This window comes from Desulforamulus hydrothermalis Lam5 = DSM 18033 (genome assembly GCF_000315365.1).
Lineage (GTDB): Bacteria > Bacillota > Desulfotomaculia > Desulfotomaculales > Desulfotomaculaceae > Desulfotomaculum > Desulfotomaculum hydrothermale.
Genome location: NZ_CAOS01000003.1, coordinates 414725 through 431539 on the forward strand (window position 1 = coordinate 414725; position 16815 = coordinate 431539).

21 protein-coding genes are annotated in these 16815 nt (G+C 47.2%); 8 read left to right on the top strand and 13 right to left on the bottom strand.

What is annotated here, in order from left to right; all coding sequences use genetic code 11:
• Positions 1 to 5 precede the first annotated feature (5 nt).
• The 3 genes from DESHY_RS02985 to DESHY_RS03000 all read left to right on the top strand — a co-directional run bounded on the left by DESHY_RS02985 (position 6) and on the right by DESHY_RS03000 (position 3284).
• On the top strand, positions 6 to 2006 hold the full coding sequence (locus DESHY_RS02985) for a molybdopterin-containing oxidoreductase family protein (RefSeq protein ID WP_008410315.1): 2001 nt from the start codon (positions 6 to 8) through the stop codon (positions 2004 to 2006).
• A gap of 350 nt (positions 2007 to 2356) precedes the next feature.
• Entirely contained in the window at positions 2357 to 2644 is a 288-nt protein-coding gene (locus tag DESHY_RS02995; protein ID WP_008410317.1) for an autorepressor SdpR family transcription factor, read from the top strand.
• Positions 2634 to 3284, top strand: coding sequence for an SdpI family protein (locus DESHY_RS03000; protein WP_008410319.1), 651 nt, complete (start codon positions 2634 to 2636; stop codon positions 3282 to 3284). The genes DESHY_RS02995 and DESHY_RS03000 overlap by 11 nt, the downstream gene beginning before the upstream one ends.
• A gap of 57 nt (positions 3285 to 3341) precedes the next feature.
• Here the strand turns inward: DESHY_RS03000 and DESHY_RS03005 are convergent, their stop codons facing one another.
• The 3 genes from DESHY_RS03005 to DESHY_RS03015 form a co-directional block, all read right to left on the bottom strand.
• Positions 3342 to 3626, bottom strand: a complete 285-nt coding sequence (locus DESHY_RS03005; RefSeq protein WP_008410321.1) for a Dabb family protein — start codon at positions 3624 to 3626, stop codon at positions 3342 to 3344.
• Positions 3623 to 4525, bottom strand: a complete 903-nt coding sequence (hslO, locus tag DESHY_RS03010; RefSeq protein WP_008410323.1) for an Hsp33 family molecular chaperone HslO — start codon at positions 4523 to 4525, stop codon at positions 3623 to 3625. The genes DESHY_RS03005 and hslO overlap by 4 nt, the downstream gene beginning before the upstream one ends.
• Before the next feature lie 144 nt (positions 4526 to 4669).
• Positions 4670 to 5128, bottom strand: a complete 459-nt coding sequence (locus DESHY_RS03015) for a hypothetical protein (protein ID WP_008410324.1) — start codon at positions 5126 to 5128, stop codon at positions 4670 to 4672.
• Between the two features lie 168 nt (positions 5129 to 5296).
• Between DESHY_RS03015 and DESHY_RS03020 the strand changes: the two genes are divergently transcribed.
• Entirely contained in the window at positions 5297 to 6622 is a 1326-nt protein-coding gene (locus DESHY_RS03020) for an acetyl-CoA hydrolase/transferase family protein (protein ID WP_008410325.1), read from the top strand.
• Between the two features lie 164 nt (positions 6623 to 6786).
• On the opposite strand, the gene DESHY_RS03025 is transcribed toward DESHY_RS03020, so the two are convergent.
• The 6 genes from DESHY_RS03025 to DESHY_RS03050 all read right to left on the bottom strand — a co-directional run bounded on the left by DESHY_RS03025 (position 6787) and on the right by DESHY_RS03050 (position 10735).
• Complete coding sequence (locus DESHY_RS03025) at positions 6787 to 7167, bottom strand: NifB/NifX family molybdenum-iron cluster-binding protein (protein ID WP_008410326.1); 381 nt, start codon at positions 7165 to 7167, stop codon at positions 6787 to 6789.
• Between the two features lie 153 nt (positions 7168 to 7320).
• Positions 7321 to 8181: an ATP-binding protein gene (locus tag DESHY_RS03030; RefSeq protein ID WP_008410328.1), complete on the bottom strand. Its 861-nt coding sequence runs from the start codon at positions 8179 to 8181 to the stop codon at positions 7321 to 7323.
• Positions 8178 to 9026, bottom strand: a complete 849-nt coding sequence (locus DESHY_RS03035; protein ID WP_008410329.1) for an ATP-binding protein — start codon at positions 9024 to 9026, stop codon at positions 8178 to 8180. Before DESHY_RS03035 ends, DESHY_RS03030 begins: the two co-directional genes overlap by 4 nt.
• A gap of 12 nt (positions 9027 to 9038) precedes the next feature.
• A complete protein-coding gene (locus DESHY_RS03040; protein ID WP_008410331.1) occupies positions 9039 to 9398 on the bottom strand; it encodes a NifB/NifX family molybdenum-iron cluster-binding protein in 360 nt (119 codons plus the stop codon).
• Between the two features lie 50 nt (positions 9399 to 9448).
• A complete protein-coding gene (locus DESHY_RS03045) occupies positions 9449 to 10297 on the bottom strand; it encodes an Mrp/NBP35 family ATP-binding protein (protein ID WP_008410333.1) in 849 nt (282 codons plus the stop codon).
• A 36-nt stretch (positions 10298 to 10333) separates the two neighbouring features.
• On the bottom strand, positions 10334 to 10735 hold the full coding sequence (locus DESHY_RS03050) for a DUF134 domain-containing protein (protein WP_008410334.1): 402 nt from the start codon (positions 10733 to 10735) through the stop codon (positions 10334 to 10336).
• 365 nt (positions 10736 to 11100) lie between these two features.
• On the opposite strand from DESHY_RS03050, the gene DESHY_RS03055 reads away from it, so the two are divergent.
• The 3 genes from DESHY_RS03055 to DESHY_RS03065 all read left to right on the top strand — a co-directional run bounded on the left by DESHY_RS03055 (position 11101) and on the right by DESHY_RS03065 (position 12887).
• Entirely contained in the window at positions 11101 to 11358 is a 258-nt protein-coding gene (locus tag DESHY_RS03055; protein ID WP_008410336.1) for a DUF1294 domain-containing protein, read from the top strand.
• A gap of 147 nt (positions 11359 to 11505) precedes the next feature.
• Positions 11506 to 12501, top strand: a complete 996-nt coding sequence (locus tag DESHY_RS03060; protein WP_008410338.1) for an asparaginase — start codon at positions 11506 to 11508, stop codon at positions 12499 to 12501.
• Between the two features lie 134 nt (positions 12502 to 12635).
• On the top strand, positions 12636 to 12887 hold the full coding sequence (locus DESHY_RS03065; RefSeq protein ID WP_420795107.1) for a hypothetical protein: 252 nt from the start codon (positions 12636 to 12638) through the stop codon (positions 12885 to 12887).
• A gap of 89 nt (positions 12888 to 12976) precedes the next feature.
• On the opposite strand, the gene DESHY_RS03070 is transcribed toward DESHY_RS03065, so the two are convergent.
• On the bottom strand, positions 12977 to 14371 hold the full coding sequence (locus DESHY_RS03070; RefSeq protein WP_008410342.1) for a sodium:solute symporter family protein: 1395 nt from the start codon (positions 14369 to 14371) through the stop codon (positions 12977 to 12979).
• Positions 14372 to 14544: 173 nt separating this feature from the next.
• Between DESHY_RS03070 and DESHY_RS03075 the strand changes: the two genes are divergently transcribed.
• The gene (locus tag DESHY_RS03075) at positions 14545 to 14727 is read left to right on the top strand and encodes a hypothetical protein (RefSeq protein WP_008410343.1); all 183 of its coding nucleotides are present in this window, start codon (positions 14545 to 14547) and stop codon (positions 14725 to 14727) included.
• A 120-nt stretch (positions 14728 to 14847) separates the two neighbouring features.
• Here the strand turns inward: DESHY_RS03075 and DESHY_RS03080 are convergent, their stop codons facing one another.
• The 3 genes from DESHY_RS03080 to DESHY_RS03090 all read right to left on the bottom strand — a co-directional run bounded on the left by DESHY_RS03080 (position 14848) and on the right by DESHY_RS03090 (position 16803).
• Positions 14848 to 15126 (bottom strand): TM1266 family iron-only hydrogenase system putative regulator, encoded by a 279-nt coding sequence (locus DESHY_RS03080; protein WP_008410344.1) that lies wholly within the window; start codon positions 15124 to 15126, stop codon positions 14848 to 14850.
• Positions 15127 to 15219: 93 nt separating this feature from the next.
• A complete protein-coding gene (locus tag DESHY_RS03085; protein ID WP_008410345.1) occupies positions 15220 to 16338 on the bottom strand; it encodes a 4Fe-4S dicluster domain-containing protein in 1119 nt (372 codons plus the stop codon).
• Between the two features lie 18 nt (positions 16339 to 16356).
• Complete coding sequence (locus DESHY_RS03090; RefSeq protein WP_152412011.1) at positions 16357 to 16803, bottom strand: hydrogenase iron-sulfur subunit; 447 nt, start codon at positions 16801 to 16803, stop codon at positions 16357 to 16359.
• Positions 16804 to 16815 lie beyond the last annotated feature (12 nt).

Below are 16815 nucleotides of genomic sequence, written 5' to 3' on the forward strand. Positions count from 1 at the left end.
TTAGTATGCAGCAAATCAGAACCAACTGCCCGCTGGATTGTTATGCCCACTGCGGTCTGGTAGCCCATATACAAGAGGGTAAAGTTATAAAAATTACCGGCGATGAAAAGCATCCGGTTAATAAAGGTTTAATTTGCTCTAAAGGCAGATTTAAGCACCTGCAGCGGCTGTACAGCAAAGAACGTATTACCACTCCATTGTATAAGACAAGTCGCGGCTGGCAACCTCTATCCTGGCAAGACGCATACCTGCTGATAGCTGAAAAATTAACTAAAATCCTGGATACCTACGGGCCCCTCTCTGTTTTACACCATGATAACGGCGGTTCCGAAGGCATCTTAAAAAGCCTGTCGCACCGCTTTTTTAATGCTTTGGGGGGCTGCAGCCGTCCGGTTGGCAGCATTTGTTGGGGCAGCGGTTACCAGGCCCAGCTTTACGATTTTGGTAAATTGCAGTTGCACAGCTGGGAGGATATTCTGAACGCCCGGTTAATCTTGCTCTGGGGCCGGGACCCGGCCAGTACCAATATTCAGATGCTGCCTTTATTGCAGCAAGCCAAAAAACAAGGGGTCCGCATTATTGTCATTAACCCGCTGCAAGTAGCCAGCTGTTCTCTGGCAGACTGGCACATCGCGCCCCGGCCCGGCTCGGACGGCGCTCTGGCCCTGGCCGTGGCCCATCAAATAATCAAAAATAATATGGTTAACCGTGACTATATTGAACAGTATGTTTACGGTTTTGACCGTTTCCGTGAGCTGGTCCGGAACTTCCCGCCGGAAAAGGCAGCCACCGCCACAGGAGTGCCTGCCGAACAGATTTGCCGACTGGCTGAAATGTACGGCTCTCTCTCTCCGGCCTGTATATTGCTGGGCTACGGTCTGCAGCGCTACAGCAACGGCGGACAAACAGTGCGGGCCATTGACGCCTTAGCCGCTATTACCGGTAATATCGGCCGGGCGGGAGGTGGCGTCAATTACGCCGGGGGACACTGGAAAGGCTTATTTTCTCCTATCGACGGACGCGAACTGGCATTTACCGGCCGTAAACTGCCCTGGCCGGTATTGGCAGACGCAATTTTAGAAGCCAAGGACCCGCCTGTAAAAAGCATTTTTGTAACCCGTTCCAACCCGGTTACCCAATTGCCGCATACCGGCCGGGTGAGACAGGCCTTCGGGCAGTCAGAGTTTACGGTGGTGGTGGATATGTTTCTGACCGACACCGCTTTGCTGGCACACCTGGTATTGCCCTGTACCACCTTTTTGGAGGAAACAGACGTGGTATATTCCTCCTGGAACCATTATTTGGCCTATTCTCCCCAAGTGGTGCCTCCGGTAGGAGAGTGTCGTTCGGATCACCATATTTTTAGCGACCTGGCACAGGTTATGGGCTTGCCTGACTTCCCCCGGCGCAGTCCTGAGGCATGGCTGACAGAAGCTCTGGCCCCGTTAGCTCCTTACGGCATTACTCTGGAACAGTTAAAAAACGGACCGGTCCGGCACCCCCTGGCCCCGGATGTGCCCTGGCAGGGCGGTGGCTTTGCCACTCCCAGCGGCAAATTTGAGTTGTATTCCCAACTGGCCGCAAGCGACGGCGTAAACCCGTTGCCCATCTATCAAGAACCGGTGGAAAGCCCGTTACGGGATACCGAACTGGCCAAGGAATACCCGCTCCATTTAATTACAGCTCATCACCCGGATTACCTGCATTCCCAATTCTGGAACCTGTCCGAAAAGGGTCGGCAGCGGCAGCCCGTCTACCTGCATCCGGACACCGCAGCTTCCTTGCAGATTCAGCCGGGACAAACCGTAGAAGTGGCTACCAGGCGCGGCAAAGCATTATTTTCAGCCTTCCTTAGTGAAAAAATACGTCCGGATACGGCATTAATTTATCAGGGACACTGGGCAGCTCACGGCAACGGGGTGAACCACCTGACTGCCCAATATATCCCGGACATGGGACTTGGCACTCCCTACTATGATTGTCTTTGCCGGATCACCGCCAAATAAATAAGCCGGCAGTTTTATCAGCCGCTGCCAGGCATTTAGCAAGAGGGTATGCAATGTCTATAGATGACCTGCCGTACCCTCTTGTATTACGGAGTGGTGAAAATGATAAAAATAGCTTTTTACGGGTTTTTGCTTTTTGTTGTCAACTCTTTTATCGTTATCCCCAGCCTTTGCTTTGATGGTAATGTTTCTTGGGCCAGGATTAAAAAAGCGGTTTTTCTGGTTAACGGAATCATGATTGGGATTATTCTCTGTACAGAATTACTGACAAAACGGAATTGACAAAGGTTTTGTCTTATAATATATTGTAAATAATTAGATAATTTTCTAAACATCAAAAGGTGGTGTTTATGTCCGGCATTAACAGCACTTTTCAAGCCCTTTCTGATCCCACCCGGCGTGAAATATTAAAATTACTGCGGCAGAAGGATCTTACAGCCGGGGAGATTGCCGAACACTTTCGTATAACCAAGCCCAGTATTTCACATCATCTAAATGTCCTGAAAAATGCTCAGCTGGTCCTTGATGAACGAAAGGGGCAGTATATCTATTACTCCCTCAATACCTCGGTACTGGATGAAGTAATGAGCTGGTTTGCAGATCTGCTGCAAAAAGGGGGCAAGATACATGAGATTTGACAATGAAATTAAACTTAATAAGTTAACTGTAGCATTATTAATTATTTACTGGCTGATTAGCGCTTCTTTTTACCCGGCCTTGCCTGACCTGGTGCCCACCCATTGGAATATACAAGGGCAGGTGGACAACTATTCGCATAAAGCGGTGGCAACTTTGATTATGCCTGGATTACCTTTATTTATCTATATCTTGCTGACTGTCTTGCCAATACTGGATCCCCAAAGAAAAAACTATCAAAAGTTCGCCCCAACATACAACAAAATCAGAGCTGCCATTGTATTGGTCATGATGCTTATTACCTTGCTTCCCCTGCTTAGTGCCCTTGGTTACAACCTTGACATCAGTTTGTCAGTAAGGTTGATAATTTGCCTGCTGTTTATCTTTATTGGCAACTACATGGGAAAAATCCGTCATAACTATTTTACAGGCATCAGGGTTCCCTGGACCTTGGCCAGTGAGGAGGTTTGGCATAAGACGCACCGGTTGGGAGGCAAACTAATGGTGGCCGGCGGACTGATTGCCCTGTTATCTCTGTTGGCACCGCCGACCAGCGGCTTTATCATTACCATGGCCGGCCTGTTGCTCCCTCTTGTCCTGACAATTATTTATTCTTATTTTTTGTACAAAAAACTTGTTTGATAAACAAAGGGCAGTAACGCTGCTGTAAACGGTTACTGCCCTTTTGTTTATCCGATTTTACTCAGATTGATAATCCACAGCCACTACTGATTCCCTGACTTCGGCGATGAATTTAACAACCTCCTGGTGGGCCGGGTGAATCTGATAGCTTTGCAAATCTGCCAAAGAATCAAATTTGGCTATCAAGGCCAGGTCATAAGAGCGTTCGGTACGCAGGATATCTACCCCCACTTCCAAGTGACGTATTTGAGGTATTTTTTCTTTTAAAGCCAACAAATCATGTTTGGCCCTGTCAATATGAGCTGCATCTTTAAATTTAAAAAATACAATATGTGTGATCATGCGTTGCTTCCCCCTTTATTTTCTTTTTCAATTCTTTCTAAGATTTTCTGTAAATCTTCACGTTGAAAACGGTACTGTCTGGCACAAAAATGACAGCTGATTTCAGCCTCCCCCTGCTCGGCCAGCATAGCAGACACTTCCTGTTTGCCAATTCCCACCAACAAATTTTCTAATTTTTCCCGTGAGCAGGTGCAAGCAAAGCTAACCGGCCTGGCTTCCAACAACTTTACCGCCAAGCCCTCAGTAACCCGTTTTATAATATCTTCAGGGGTTTCTCCTTCTTTTATCAGAGAACTTAAACGGGGCAAACCGGCTAAATTATGCTCCAATTGTTCCAAAACTTCTTCGCCGGCATGGGGCAACAACTGCAACAACAAGCCGCCGGCAGCAGCCACTGAATTATCGGTTTCCACCAAAACACCAAGCGAAACAGCCGAAGGTGTTTGCTCAGAGACAGTTAAATAATGAGCAATATCCTCCGCAATCTCTCCGGCTACCAGTTCAACACTGCCGGTAAAAGGTTCCCGGAGCCCCAAATCCCTGGTGATATGCAGGTAACCATGCCCCACCGCTGCTCCCACAGCTAACTTGCCGTCGGCTGTAGCGGGCAAATGCACCTGGGGTTCCTGGACATAACCTCTTACTTCTCCCTTGGCATTGGCCGTTACGATAACAGCACCCAGAGGGCCATCGCCAAGTACTCTTATGGTAAGTATGTCATCTCCTTTTAAATTGGCCCCCAGCAATAAGCCGGCTGTTAAAGTGCGCCCCAGGGCTGCCGTCGCCACCGGCCAACAACCGTGCCTGCGCCTGGCTTCTTCCACTGTTTGGGTGGTCCTGGCTGCAAAAATGCGAAAGCTGCCGTCGGCAGCAACACCCCTGACTAAATAATCATGCATGGCAATTTTTACCTCCCATGTTATGGCTACAGAGTTATTCTACCAATCCGGCAGTTTCCGTGTCAATTTTTACCCTTTACCGGGCTTGTTCAGTAATTTTATGTTTCAAAAATTACCCTGTTTTCGAACATTAATTACTTTTGCTTAAAATAAATGTCCCTTATTATACGGCAGCAGGCAAAAGGTTTCCGCAAACCAGGTTAAAGCAATAAAGGCACCGATATCTACCGTAAAACTGGCTAAGTAATGCCAGTTAATGTATTCGGCGGCCGTTGTTTGTAAAATTAATAGTTCCAGAGTTAAATATAACAGTGAAATTACAACAATATTAATAACCTGAAGATATTTTTTCTTCGGCAAGTATTGGGTAAACAGTATGCCTATGACAAAAACGGGGCCAAACTTATAAAAAACAGAACATCCGGCCCAGGAAATAATTACATCGTGAAATTTATACAAATTTAAATACTGGCCTCCCCAATCCACCAGGGAGCCAAGGGCAAGGGTAAAAAATCCCCCCCAAACAGTCCTTCTTAACAAATTTACGTCAACCAGGAAATAGAATATAATCCATGACACAACGGCTGTGATAACCCAGGGCATGCTGTTTTCACCTCACTTCTGTATGGTTTTATTGTTGCTGTTAACATGGCAACCTATGCAGTCGTACAATTCAAAAAAGGATTTGCATGGCATGATGTAGAAGTTTTAAAGTTGGCTTGTCTAATGTGCTCCTTACATACTTTGTTAAAACACGAGGAGGTCTCAAATATGGCCTGGCAAAACCGTGGACAAGTAACCGGCAATCCTGCTTTATTAAGAGATCAGTATAATGCTAAACTGGTAACCGCAGATGAAGCGGTAACCTGCATACAATCGGGCAACGACGTGGTGGTAGCCTTTGGTGTTGCAGAAACACCCATCCTGTTAGATGCCATGGTGAACCGTAAAGATGAATTACGGGATGTCCGCATTCACCAGATGATTCCCATGCGGGCGGTTAAATACTTAGAACCCGGTATGGAAGAACATTTTACCCATGTATCCTGGTTTACCAGCGGCGCCAGCCGTAACGGCGTGCAATCCGGGCGTTTTGATATAATGCCAAACTACTTTTATCTCTCACCCCGCCTGTTTGCAGAGTATATTGAGGTAGACGTTTTAATGGCTACTGTTTCCCCTATGGATAAATACGGCTTTTTTAGTTTTGGCACTTCTATCGACTACACAACTACCGTGGCTCAAAAGGCTAAGAAGATTATTCTGGCGGTAAACCCTCATATGCCGCGCACGCACGGCAATACCTTTATTCATGTTACCCAGGCAGATTACATCGTAGAGGATAATTCACCCCTGCCCGAACTGCCGGCCAAAGAACCAGGGCCTGAGGATATAGCTATTGGCCAATATGTGGCCGAGCTGATAGAAGACGGATCAACATTGCAACTGGGTATTGGCAAAATTCCTAATGCGGTGGCCCGAGCCCTTATAAATAAAAAAAATCTCGGTATTCATTCCGAAATTCTGACCGACGGCATGGTGGATTTAATTGAAGCGGGTGCTGTTACCAACAACGCCAAGACCATTCATCATGGCAAAGCAGTTGCCTGCGCTGCCCTGGGCACTAAAAAACTATATAACTTTATTAACGATAATCCCATGTTTGAATTACACCCGGTTTCTTATACCAACAACCCCAACATAATTGGCAAAAACATTAAAATGGTTTCGATTAACGCCACGGTTGAGGTTGATCTGCTGGGGCAATGCGCTTCCGAAACCATCGGGCCCGTACAATACAGCGGTACCGGCGGTCAGGTGGACTTTATCCGGGGCGCTGTCCAGGCTCCGGGTGGCAAAGCCTTTATTGTACTGCACTCCACCGTCAAGGGTAAGTCTAAAATTGTCCCTATGTTCAGGGAGGGGACGGTAATCACTACCAGTAAAAACGACGTGGATTATGTGGTAACCGAATACGGTGTAGCCAAACTTTCCGGCCGAACTTTTAAACAACGGGCGGAAGCCCTTATCAACATAGCCCATCCGGATCACCGTGCGGAGCTGCGGGAAGCTGCCAAAAAAATGGGGCTCTTGTAAGAAAGGTCCTGCGCCTGGCGCAGTTATCGGTGGTTTATGATCCCCTTTGGCTCCGGTCTAGTCGCCGGCAGGGGATCATAAAACCACCTTGACATTGTTTGGCAGCCTTTGTCTACAGTCTGAGGTCCTGCGCCAAGCGCAGGACCGGATTATGACATACCCTTTTAATGATGGCAGCCGCCGCCATGATGATGGTGATGGTGCCCGCCGCCGCAGCCGCACTGAACCGGACGGGTTACCAGCGTACCGGCTGCGTATGCTTCAGCCACCTTTTCCAGCGGGCCGGCAGCTCCGGTGACAACCTTCAGACCCAGTTGCTGTAAAGCCTGTATCATATGGCCGCCGATTCCGCCACAAATAATTGCATCTATTTTCTCATTTTTAAGCATGTTGGCAATACCGCCATGATTGTGCTGCAGACCTTCGTTAGAGATCAATTTGGTGTGTTTAACTTTACCGTTTTCCAGTTCAATAACAGCAAATTCCTGGGTTGTGCCAAAATGCTCATTCACTTGTCCGTTCCTGGCGGGGATAGCTATTTTCATAAGGTTTTCCTCCTTTATTGGTTTCCGTAAAATTATTAATAGGTTTTAATTTGCCGCCACAACTGCATACATAGGTTCTTATTCCTTTGCCAAAGGATTTTAAATACTCAACAGTTTTGCCACACTGTTCGCATTGATATCTTTCCATTTAAATCATACTCCCAGCATATTGACCACTTGCTCCCACAAATTCCGTATTGAGGATACCGCCTCACTACTCTCCAAGAGCGTTACCGGGATGCCTTTTAAAACCGCTTCAGTCACATTTGGATCAAAGGGTATTTTCCCCAGCACAGGTATGCCCATCTGTCCGGCCAAATCTTCAATGCGTTGGCAGTTGGTTTCATCCAGGTTATATTTATTTATGCAAACAGCCCTTTGACAGCCAAAGGTGCCTGCCACTTTAGCTATTCTTGCCAAATCATGAATCCCTGATGCGGTAGGTTCTGTGACAATTAAAGCCATATCTGTACCTGCCAGTGATGAGATTACCGGACAGCCGATGCCGGGCGGACCGTCACTGAGCAACAAGGAAAGCTTTTTTTCCTTGGCTAACTCCCGGGCTTTTTTCCTTACCACATTAACCAGCAACCCGGAATTTCCCTGGGCAATACCCAGTTTGGCATGCACCATCGGCCCCCATTGGGTTTCCGACACATACCAGTGTCCGGATAAATGGTCGTGTAAAACAACTGCTCCTACCGGGCATACATGCTGACAAAGGGCACACCCCTCACAGGCATAAAGGTTAACCTGAAATTCTTTAATGGCCTGAAAGCGACAGAGGTCTTGACATAACCCGCACTGTGTGCAAAGCAGGGGTAATATGTCTGCTTTCTTTTCGCCGTAAAACGGATGTGTTTCTTTAATCTCCGGCCTTAGAAGAATATGCAGGTTGGCAGCATCAACATCACAGTCACAAATCACAGAATTACCTGCCAGTGTGGCAAAAGCCCCTAAAATACTGGTCTTGCCGGTACCTCCTTTGCCACTGATGATGGTCAATTCTTTCACTGCTGCACCTCCCTGGCCACCCGGTAATAGAGCCCCTTAAATTTTTCACGCCAAGCAGGATCACTTTCCACCAGGGGAATTCCTTTGGCATAGGCCCTGGCAATTTCTGTTTGAAAGGGGATTCGCAGCAATATGGGTAAACCCTTTTCCTGGCAAAACCGATCAATTATCCGGTTGCCCGGCACATCTCGGTTGATTACCACCCCACAGGGTACTTTTAATACCCGGAGCATTTCCGCCGCCAATGACAAATCATTTAAACCAAAGGGAGTCGGCTCTGTAACCAGGATGCAAAAATCCGTATCCGATACCGCTGCCATTACCGGGCATGAACTGCCTGGCGGCCCGTCTATGATCACAACGTTATCCTTTTTCTCTTTTTGCCGAACAGCCTTTACCACCGGCGGACTAATGTGGGTTCCCAGTTTTAACATGCCGCTGACAATTTCCAAACAACCTGCTTCACTGATGCTGACACTGCCTACCTCCCTGTCCACCGGAGCCAAAGCACCGGTGGGGCAAAGGTGCCAACAGCCACCGCAGCTATGACAAACATCCGGGAAAATAACCAGGGTTCTTTTGAGCAGGGCAATGGCTTTAAACTGGCAAACTTCCGAGCATTTACCGCAATACCGGCATTTAGAATAATCAACTCTTGGGACGGGAAGTGTTACTTTTTCTTTGCTTACGGGTTTTAATTTAAAAAATATGTGTGCATTGGGTTCTTCCACGTCACAATCCAGTAATTGCACCGGCTTTTGTTCATCCAGTAATGATAATGCCAGGCTGGTGGCCACCAGCGTTTTGCCGGTACCCCCTTTGCCGCTGGCAACGGATATAATCATTGGCAACACCGCCTAACGCCCATGGGGCCCGACATTTGGTCCGGCAGCTTCGCTTAACTTGCCGGCCCGGTAATCTTGTAACGCCTGTTGCACGCTGCCGGTGGCACCGATGAAAACTCTTATACCCGCTGCTTGGAGTGCAGTAAAAGCGTTGGGGCCAACTAAGCCGGTAATTAAGACGTCTACCCCCTGTTCATTAAGCAAGCCGGCTGTAGCAATGCCTGCTGCTCCCACCGCAAAGCGCCCGGTGTTTTCTATGGCTGTATAATGGCCGGTTTCTTCTTGATGAATAATAAAATACTCACATCTGCCCAATCGAGGGTTAAGGGCATCCTCCAGGTTCATGCCGGAGGAAGATACGGCAATTTTCATAAGAATTTCCTGCCTTTCCAACAACTTGTACCGGGTTAATTATTTAAATCTTAATTGGCCCTGACCTGGTTTTGGTTTTTCAGCAACTCAGGAATATCCTTAAAGGCTGCGGTATCTGTATCTTCAATTAGGCCGTTATCACACAGTCTGGTGAAAGCCGGGTCAATAGGCAATACTTCAAGCACCGGCAACCCTTCAAGGCTATCTCCCTTTTGCAACGGTTTGCCATAAATTTCAAACTTCTCACCGCACTTGGGGCAAGTCGCATAAGCCATGTTTTGGACAAAGCCCAAAATGGGCGCTTCCATAATGCCGGCCATTTTGACGGCTTTCTTCACCACCATAACCGCTAAGTCCTGGGGTGATGTTACCACCACAATGCCGTCCACCGGGATTTGCTGCAGTACAGTTAACGGGATATCGCCGGTGCCGGGCGGCATATCCAGCAGCAGGTAGTCCAGCTCGCCCCAGTTTACATCGGTCCAGAACTGTTTGACGGCACCGGCCAAAATGGGGCCGCGCCAGATTACCGGCTCATCTTCTTTCTCCAGCAGTAAGTTAAGAGACATAATGGATATGCCTGTGCGGCTTTGCGCAGGCAGCAGCAAGCCTCTGCTGGCAGGAACTCTTTTAACACCAAACATCTTGGGAATACTGGGACCGGTAATATCAGCATCTAAAATTCCTACCTTATATCCCATTCTTTGCAGATTGACTGCCATAAGTGAAGTTACGGAAGACTTGCCCACACCACCTTTGCCGCTCATAACGGCAATTACCCGTCCAATTTTACTCTGCCCGCCGGGGTAAAGTTTGGGCGGGGGACTGCACTTTTCGCCGCCGCAGGTACCTTCTTTCATTTCTTCACAACTTGCACATTGTCCGTTGTCTTTACTCACGCCTAACTTCCTCCTTACTATTAACATTTTTGCCGGTTACTCTACCTTTGACCAGTCACTGGACTTGCAACAGGGGCATTTGGTATGGCGCCGGCAAAATGTACCTTCCCAGGCATGGCCGCATTGATTGCACCTTAGTTTAATCAGGGTAACCCGAAAATTACCCCCCTCTACCCGAATAGCCAGTCCGTTTATCAGTGCCTCAGCAATTTTTCTGCGCGCTCCGGCAACAATGCGGTGAAAGGTCGGTCTTGAGACTGCCATTTTTTCGGCACATTCTTCATGCTCCAGGCCCTCCAAATCCCGCAGGCGCACAGCTTCCAATTCCTCTACCGAAAGAATAACCTCAGACAGTTGGCTCATGGGAATACCCTGAGGCTTAAAATATGTAATTGCCGGCAATCTTTCCACCAGGCGGCACTTGGGAGGTCTGGCCATTTTCCCACCTCATTATTGACGATTGTTCATAACCATAATATAACCAATTTGAACATATGTCAATAAAACACCAATGTTTTATATTAAATATTTTTGAGGTAAATCTATAGTATTTTTTAGTTGACAACACAATTGTTTTTTGTATTGCAACTATATTTTTCTAAGAAATAAATTTAAGTAGGCTATATGAAGCTTGCTGTTTGTCTAACACATCAGGCACCCGTCCGAACTTTTATAACGGACGGGTGCCTGATGTAAGTTTTCTCACAAAAAGCGACCATATAAAAAATTATTAGACAAAATAAATCTTATTCCCTTATACTATTAAGTAAGAACAAGTTGTTGAGCGGCAAGGGGGGATACGGATGGGAGTATTGGCAACGTATTTAATTGGCATTAACATCTTAACGTTTATCATGTTTAATTTGGATAAGTGGTATGCTTCCACCGGGGGATGGCGTATTTCCGAAAGAAGTCTCTTAATTGCCTGTTTAGCGGGCGGAGCCTTAGGCGGCTACCTGGGAATGAAATACGCCCATCACAAAACCAAAAAAGCCCTGTTTTCCTTTGGCCTGCCTGCTTTGGGCATTGCCCAGCTGGTTTTCCTTATCTGGATACTTTAAGAAGTTTTTTCCTACCCACTGTCAAGAACAGTGGGTTTTTTGCTTTTCATGTTGGCTACTGATTGAAAACATATGACTGAGTTATGATATAATGAGAGCTTGGAAACATATTTTATAACTGCAGCATATTGCTTAGGAGGAATTAAGTTGGCAGAAATTCTGGTAAAGGTTATCCGGGGTGACCTGGTGGAATCTCAGCACCGCGGTCATCTGGTGATGGTAGACAGGAACGGTAAGGTTCTTTTCAGTCTTGGCAACCCGGGGCATGTCACCTACTGGCGTTCTGCTGCCAAGCCTTTTCAGGCGGTGCCGGTGCTTGAACGGCATGCGGTGGAAAGATTTGGCTTAACGGGACCGGAAATTGCTCTTTTTACATCTTCTCATGGCGGCGAAGAGCAGCATATCCAAGCAATTTATCACCTGCTGCAAAAGCTGGGCCTGACAGAATCTTTTCTGGATTGCGGCGCTGCCGCCCCCATGCATGCTCCCAGCGCAAAAAAACTGACCGCATCAGGCAAAGAATTCACCGCCGTGCATAATGCCTGTTCAGGCAAGCACAGCGGTATGCTGGCACTGGCCTTACTGCTGGATGCTCCTTTGACAGGTTACCTGCACCCGGACCACCCGGTACAGCAGGAAATGTTACAAACCGTTTGCCAGTGCTCAGAGCTTACACCTGATCAGATAAAACTGGGTATTGACGGCTGCGGAGTACCGGTTTTTGGCTTACCCCTGCGCAATATGGCCTTGGCATATGCCCGTTTAGCTTTGCCCGACAGCTTTTTTAGCCCCGCCAGGACAAAGGCCCTCAACACCATTCGCACCGCTATGACTTCCTACCCCTATTATGTAGCCGGCACCGGCCGGTTGGATACCATTTTGATGGAAGCAACTAAAGGTAAAGTGGTAGCCAAGCTGGGTTCTGAAGGGGTTTACTGCATTGGGTTGGTTGAGCGCGGAATCGGCATTGCCCTTAAAATTGAGGATGGTAATTATCGGGCCATTGACCCGGTGGTCATTCAATTGCTGAAACAGTTTAATTACATTACTGAGGCTGAGTTTACCGCCTTACGTCACTTGTGGCGTCCCGTATTAAAAAATCACCGCGGTAACGAGATCGGTCATTTGGAAGCAGCTTTTTAATTAGGTCAGGAATCTTTTTCGTTAAACACCGAAAAAGATTCTTTTATTATTTTGCTAAAATACATAGCCACTTGCGGTGGATGCTCTGGTATAGTTACCTTTTTAAGGGGGCACATTAAAGAAAATTGTAGGAGGTGTCCCAGTTGACCGATATCAGTATTAGACTTAGCCGGGTGGACAGCCAAGCGGCATTACAACAGGTGGATCGTGCTTTAAACCGGCTAGGCTCTGACGATGAGTTAACCATTGTCATGGAAGCCGCAGATGCCCACCAATCTGAGGAAATATCAAATTTGCTGGCCAAACATCACTTTGACTTTCAGCCGGTGGGCAGCCACAACGGTAACAATTATATACTTAAAGCCCGTAGAAAAACAAAAATCTAATTCAAGTGCAAACAAAGTTTTAAGGTCTGTCAGGACGTTTTATGGTTCCGCCGGCAACTGCGTTTAATAAGTAAGGAAACATATTGTCCTTACATTTTTTTATTTATCAGTTCCTTTGAGTTGCCAAGACTGCCAAGGTAAAGACTTATTAAACTAATTGCCAGGCCTAAATAAAGCGGTTCTATCCGAACCGGCTGCCAGAAGGGCCAGATAGCCGCTACCGCCGGTGATATGGTTATAGCCACCAAGGCTGCTCTGGGCGGTACCTTGCCCTGGTAAAATACAGCTGCCATTAAAGGAAAAAATACCGTGACACCCCGCAAAGCCATAGATAAAAATGCCCATTGCAAAATCAGGGAGTTATAATGGCTTAATACTACTGTCAAAGCACTGCTCCCCACCAGCAGGACCAGCAGGCGGGCAACCTTTAATAATTCGCTGTCACCGGCCTGTTGCCGGAACAGTTTTTGATAGATATCCTGACATAAAGTCGTGCAAACCCCCAGTGTTAAAGAAGCTCCTGTCATCACCAGGGAAATCAGCAAGGCAGCCAGGACAACGCCGCCAAACAAAGGAGGCAGGTGATTGATGATAAACATTGGTAAGGCCATGGCAGCGTTAATTTCAGGGTAGTACGCCCGCATATACATGCCAATGAACACACTGGCCGCACCAATCAGGGGGATTAGCAGACCGCTCAGAAGTACACCGTTTCTGGCAGAACGCACGTCTTTCGCCGCAAAAACCACTTGCATATAAGTTTGGGTTGAAATAAAGCCGACCACGACAGAAAAAACTGCCGCCAATTCCTTGCTTAAGCCACCTGGAAAAAAAGTAAAATAAGGAAAATCACTCAAATGGTTCTGCAAACCGGTAATTCCGCCGGCCATTTTTAGGCTGAAAATACCGGCAACACCCAGGGAAGCGTAAATCAGGACTGTCTTAAACAAACCCACCAGGCTGGTACCCCAAAAACCGCCAAAAAATATGTACAGTACCATCAGGGCAGTGGCCAGCAGAGCCGCTTCCCCTGAGGTTACCGGTAAAATGACCATCAGCAGCGGAATGGCTGCTAAAATTTGGGCAATGATTTGAATAAACATGCCAAGCGTGGTATAGACACTGGCCCAGGTAACCACCCGGGTACCGTAATATTTTCCTAAGTATTGCGGAATTGTGTCCACCTCCGCCTGCCGCAGCGGTTTTACCAAAAACAATCCCATCAGCAAACAGCCTATTCCCGCCCCCAGAGTAAACCAAATACCGCTAAGGCCGCATTGGAAAGCGACCTGGGCTGTTCCTACAGTGGATGTTCCTCCCACAAAGGCGCCAATTAACGAGCCGCTAACCAACCGGGTAGTTAGTTTCCTTCCCCCCACATTAAAGTCTGACGGGCTTTTAATTAAACGAAAAGAATATATGCCTACCAAAGCTGTGGCAGCCAGTGTCAGAAGAAAGCTGAAATAATGCTGCAGCGTAATCATTTGTGATTAGACAAACTCCTAACATTATAGTTTTTTATCAAAACAGGTTGCTATATTTATTTGCTATCAAGATTAACAGACCGTCAAGGAATAGCTATGTACCCTGACGTTGGTAACCTTTTTTGTTCCTTCAGCATATTTTATCACGAAAAACGCTTAAGGAAGTGAAGTATATGATTTCACCCTACGCTCCCCCATCTGAATTGATAGAATTCTTACCTCTCATGACAAAAGATGAAATGGAACAATTGTTAAAAACCATAAACGAACTGCTAAGGTTAGAGCAGGACGGCCAAAAAATTATGCGTTTGTTGGATAACCGGGATATTTTGGAAAAAGCAATTGACAAGTATTAATCTTAGAGGAAGATTTCCAAGGAATGATCAAGGATCCCTGCCTGTCTTTAAAAGAGGTTAGGCTCAACCACCGGCCATGTCCGATGGTTGAGCCTTTTTTATTTTTGCATATTTCAGAGGCTAACTTTGGTGGCAGACTTGGAATGATTCGGGTTGCCGGAAATGAATGCTGTCTACCGTAACCCCCTGCAGTTCCTGCAGTTCTCGTTCCATTTGCCGGTATTCTTCCTCTGTGGCTTCCATAGTTAATGTAATGATACCCCTTTCCCGGCTGGGGCTGGGGATGCCGTTACGGCATAAAATATTGCTCCCGTAGCGAGTAATCACTTGCTGTACATCAGGCGCTTTGGTGCTTCGCTCATCCACCATCAGGCCCACTACAAAAATATCCTTCTGCACTGAAAAAAACCCCCTTTATTCTTCTTGCTTTATTATGTCTTGTTTATACTTAAATATGAATTGAGCCACCCCGAGGGGTGGCTTCAATTGTTTTTAGTGTTTGCCGGTATTAAGTTCTTCCAGCTCATGCTCTTTATAAACAGTCAAAGGTATAGGTTCATCCAGCGAGCGTCCCGGCTCGTAGGCAAAACGGTCCTGGTTGGCTTGGGACAGGGCCTGAAACATAAGACCGACGGGAATATCCATGGGGCAGGCATTTTCGCACTGCCCGCAGCCAACGCAGGAGAGACCCATATGGTTGACCCTGGTCAGGTGGAATAACACGGTATCAGTCGGTAGTTCGATGGCGCCTTTCCGCTTAGCATATTCCATGTATTTTTCACCGTTATGGTCAAAAATAGGACCGGCGGACACGCATTCACGGCAGAAGCAAATGGGGCAGGCCTGCCGGCAGTTCTGGCACTTAATGCAGGTGGCCAGTACAGCAGCCAGTTTTTCCATATCTGTCACGTTATTTTTAAATTCAGAAACAGCCTTCTCTTTGGCCTGTTTCTTTTCTTCCGCCAGCTTGGCCAATAATTTAATCCTGGTATCCGGCGTGTTGGCAGATACTAAACCATCCAGTCCGGCAAGATCAACTTCATCTCTGGCAGTTATTAACAGGTTGCCGCCCATCCCCAGCCAGCCCAAGATAATGTCAGCGTTGCCTGCTTCGGGATAGGCACATACGGTACAGGCCCTACGCTGTGCTGCTCCGGTAGGGTTTTTGCCGTCGGCAGCCATGTTGACCCATTGTTTAGCATCAAAATTATTTTCTTTAACCATGGCGGCATAATCTTTGGCCGCAAAAGTACCGGCGCAATCCACACCGATAATAAGCAAATTATCCAGCTTGGCCTGCTGCAGCTTAACCAGTTCGTACAGGGCACGCAGTTCACAGGATCGGAGTACCACTGCAACCTTTGCCGGCAAATTACGGGAAAGGTTGGCCACTAACCTGGCTGTATTAAAGCTGTTAACCGGTGCAAAAGGATTAACCCCCTCAAACAGGGCCGGATCTTTTATTAAGACAGGTACCACATTGGTTTTTGCTGCCACCTCACGGGGGGCCAATACAGCACTAACCTTACCGGAGGTAATTAATGACTTAAAAAACTCCTGAACGGCACCCAGGGTATTCCCTCCGCCTGGTTTTAACAAGTAAGTATTCATTCTATAACGCCTCCCACCTTAGATTTCCCAGTTTTTACGCAGCGGGTTAGGTCCTAGCTGTTTCAGCTTTTGGGTCATTTCAGTGATAACTTCCCCAAAGTAGGCACCCTGGGAAGCACTGATAAAGCGCAGCCATAACCGCTCATCGGGGATACCAAGTTGTTGGAGTACGTTTCTGGCAATGGCCACTTTACGACGGGCCTTGTAATTGCCACTACCATAGTGGCAGTCACCTTCGTGTCAACCACCCACCAAAACGGCATCCGCACCGTCAAGAATGGGTTTAATCATATAAAGTGGGTCCACCGAACCGCTGCACATTACTCGGATAATCCTTACGTTAGGGGGATACTGGATACGGGCTGTACCGGCCAAATCCGCACCGGTGTAGGAACACCAGTTACAGAGTATGGCGATAATCTTGGGTTCGAACTCAGTTTGAATTTTTTGTTCAGGTACACTCATTTCATTACCCTC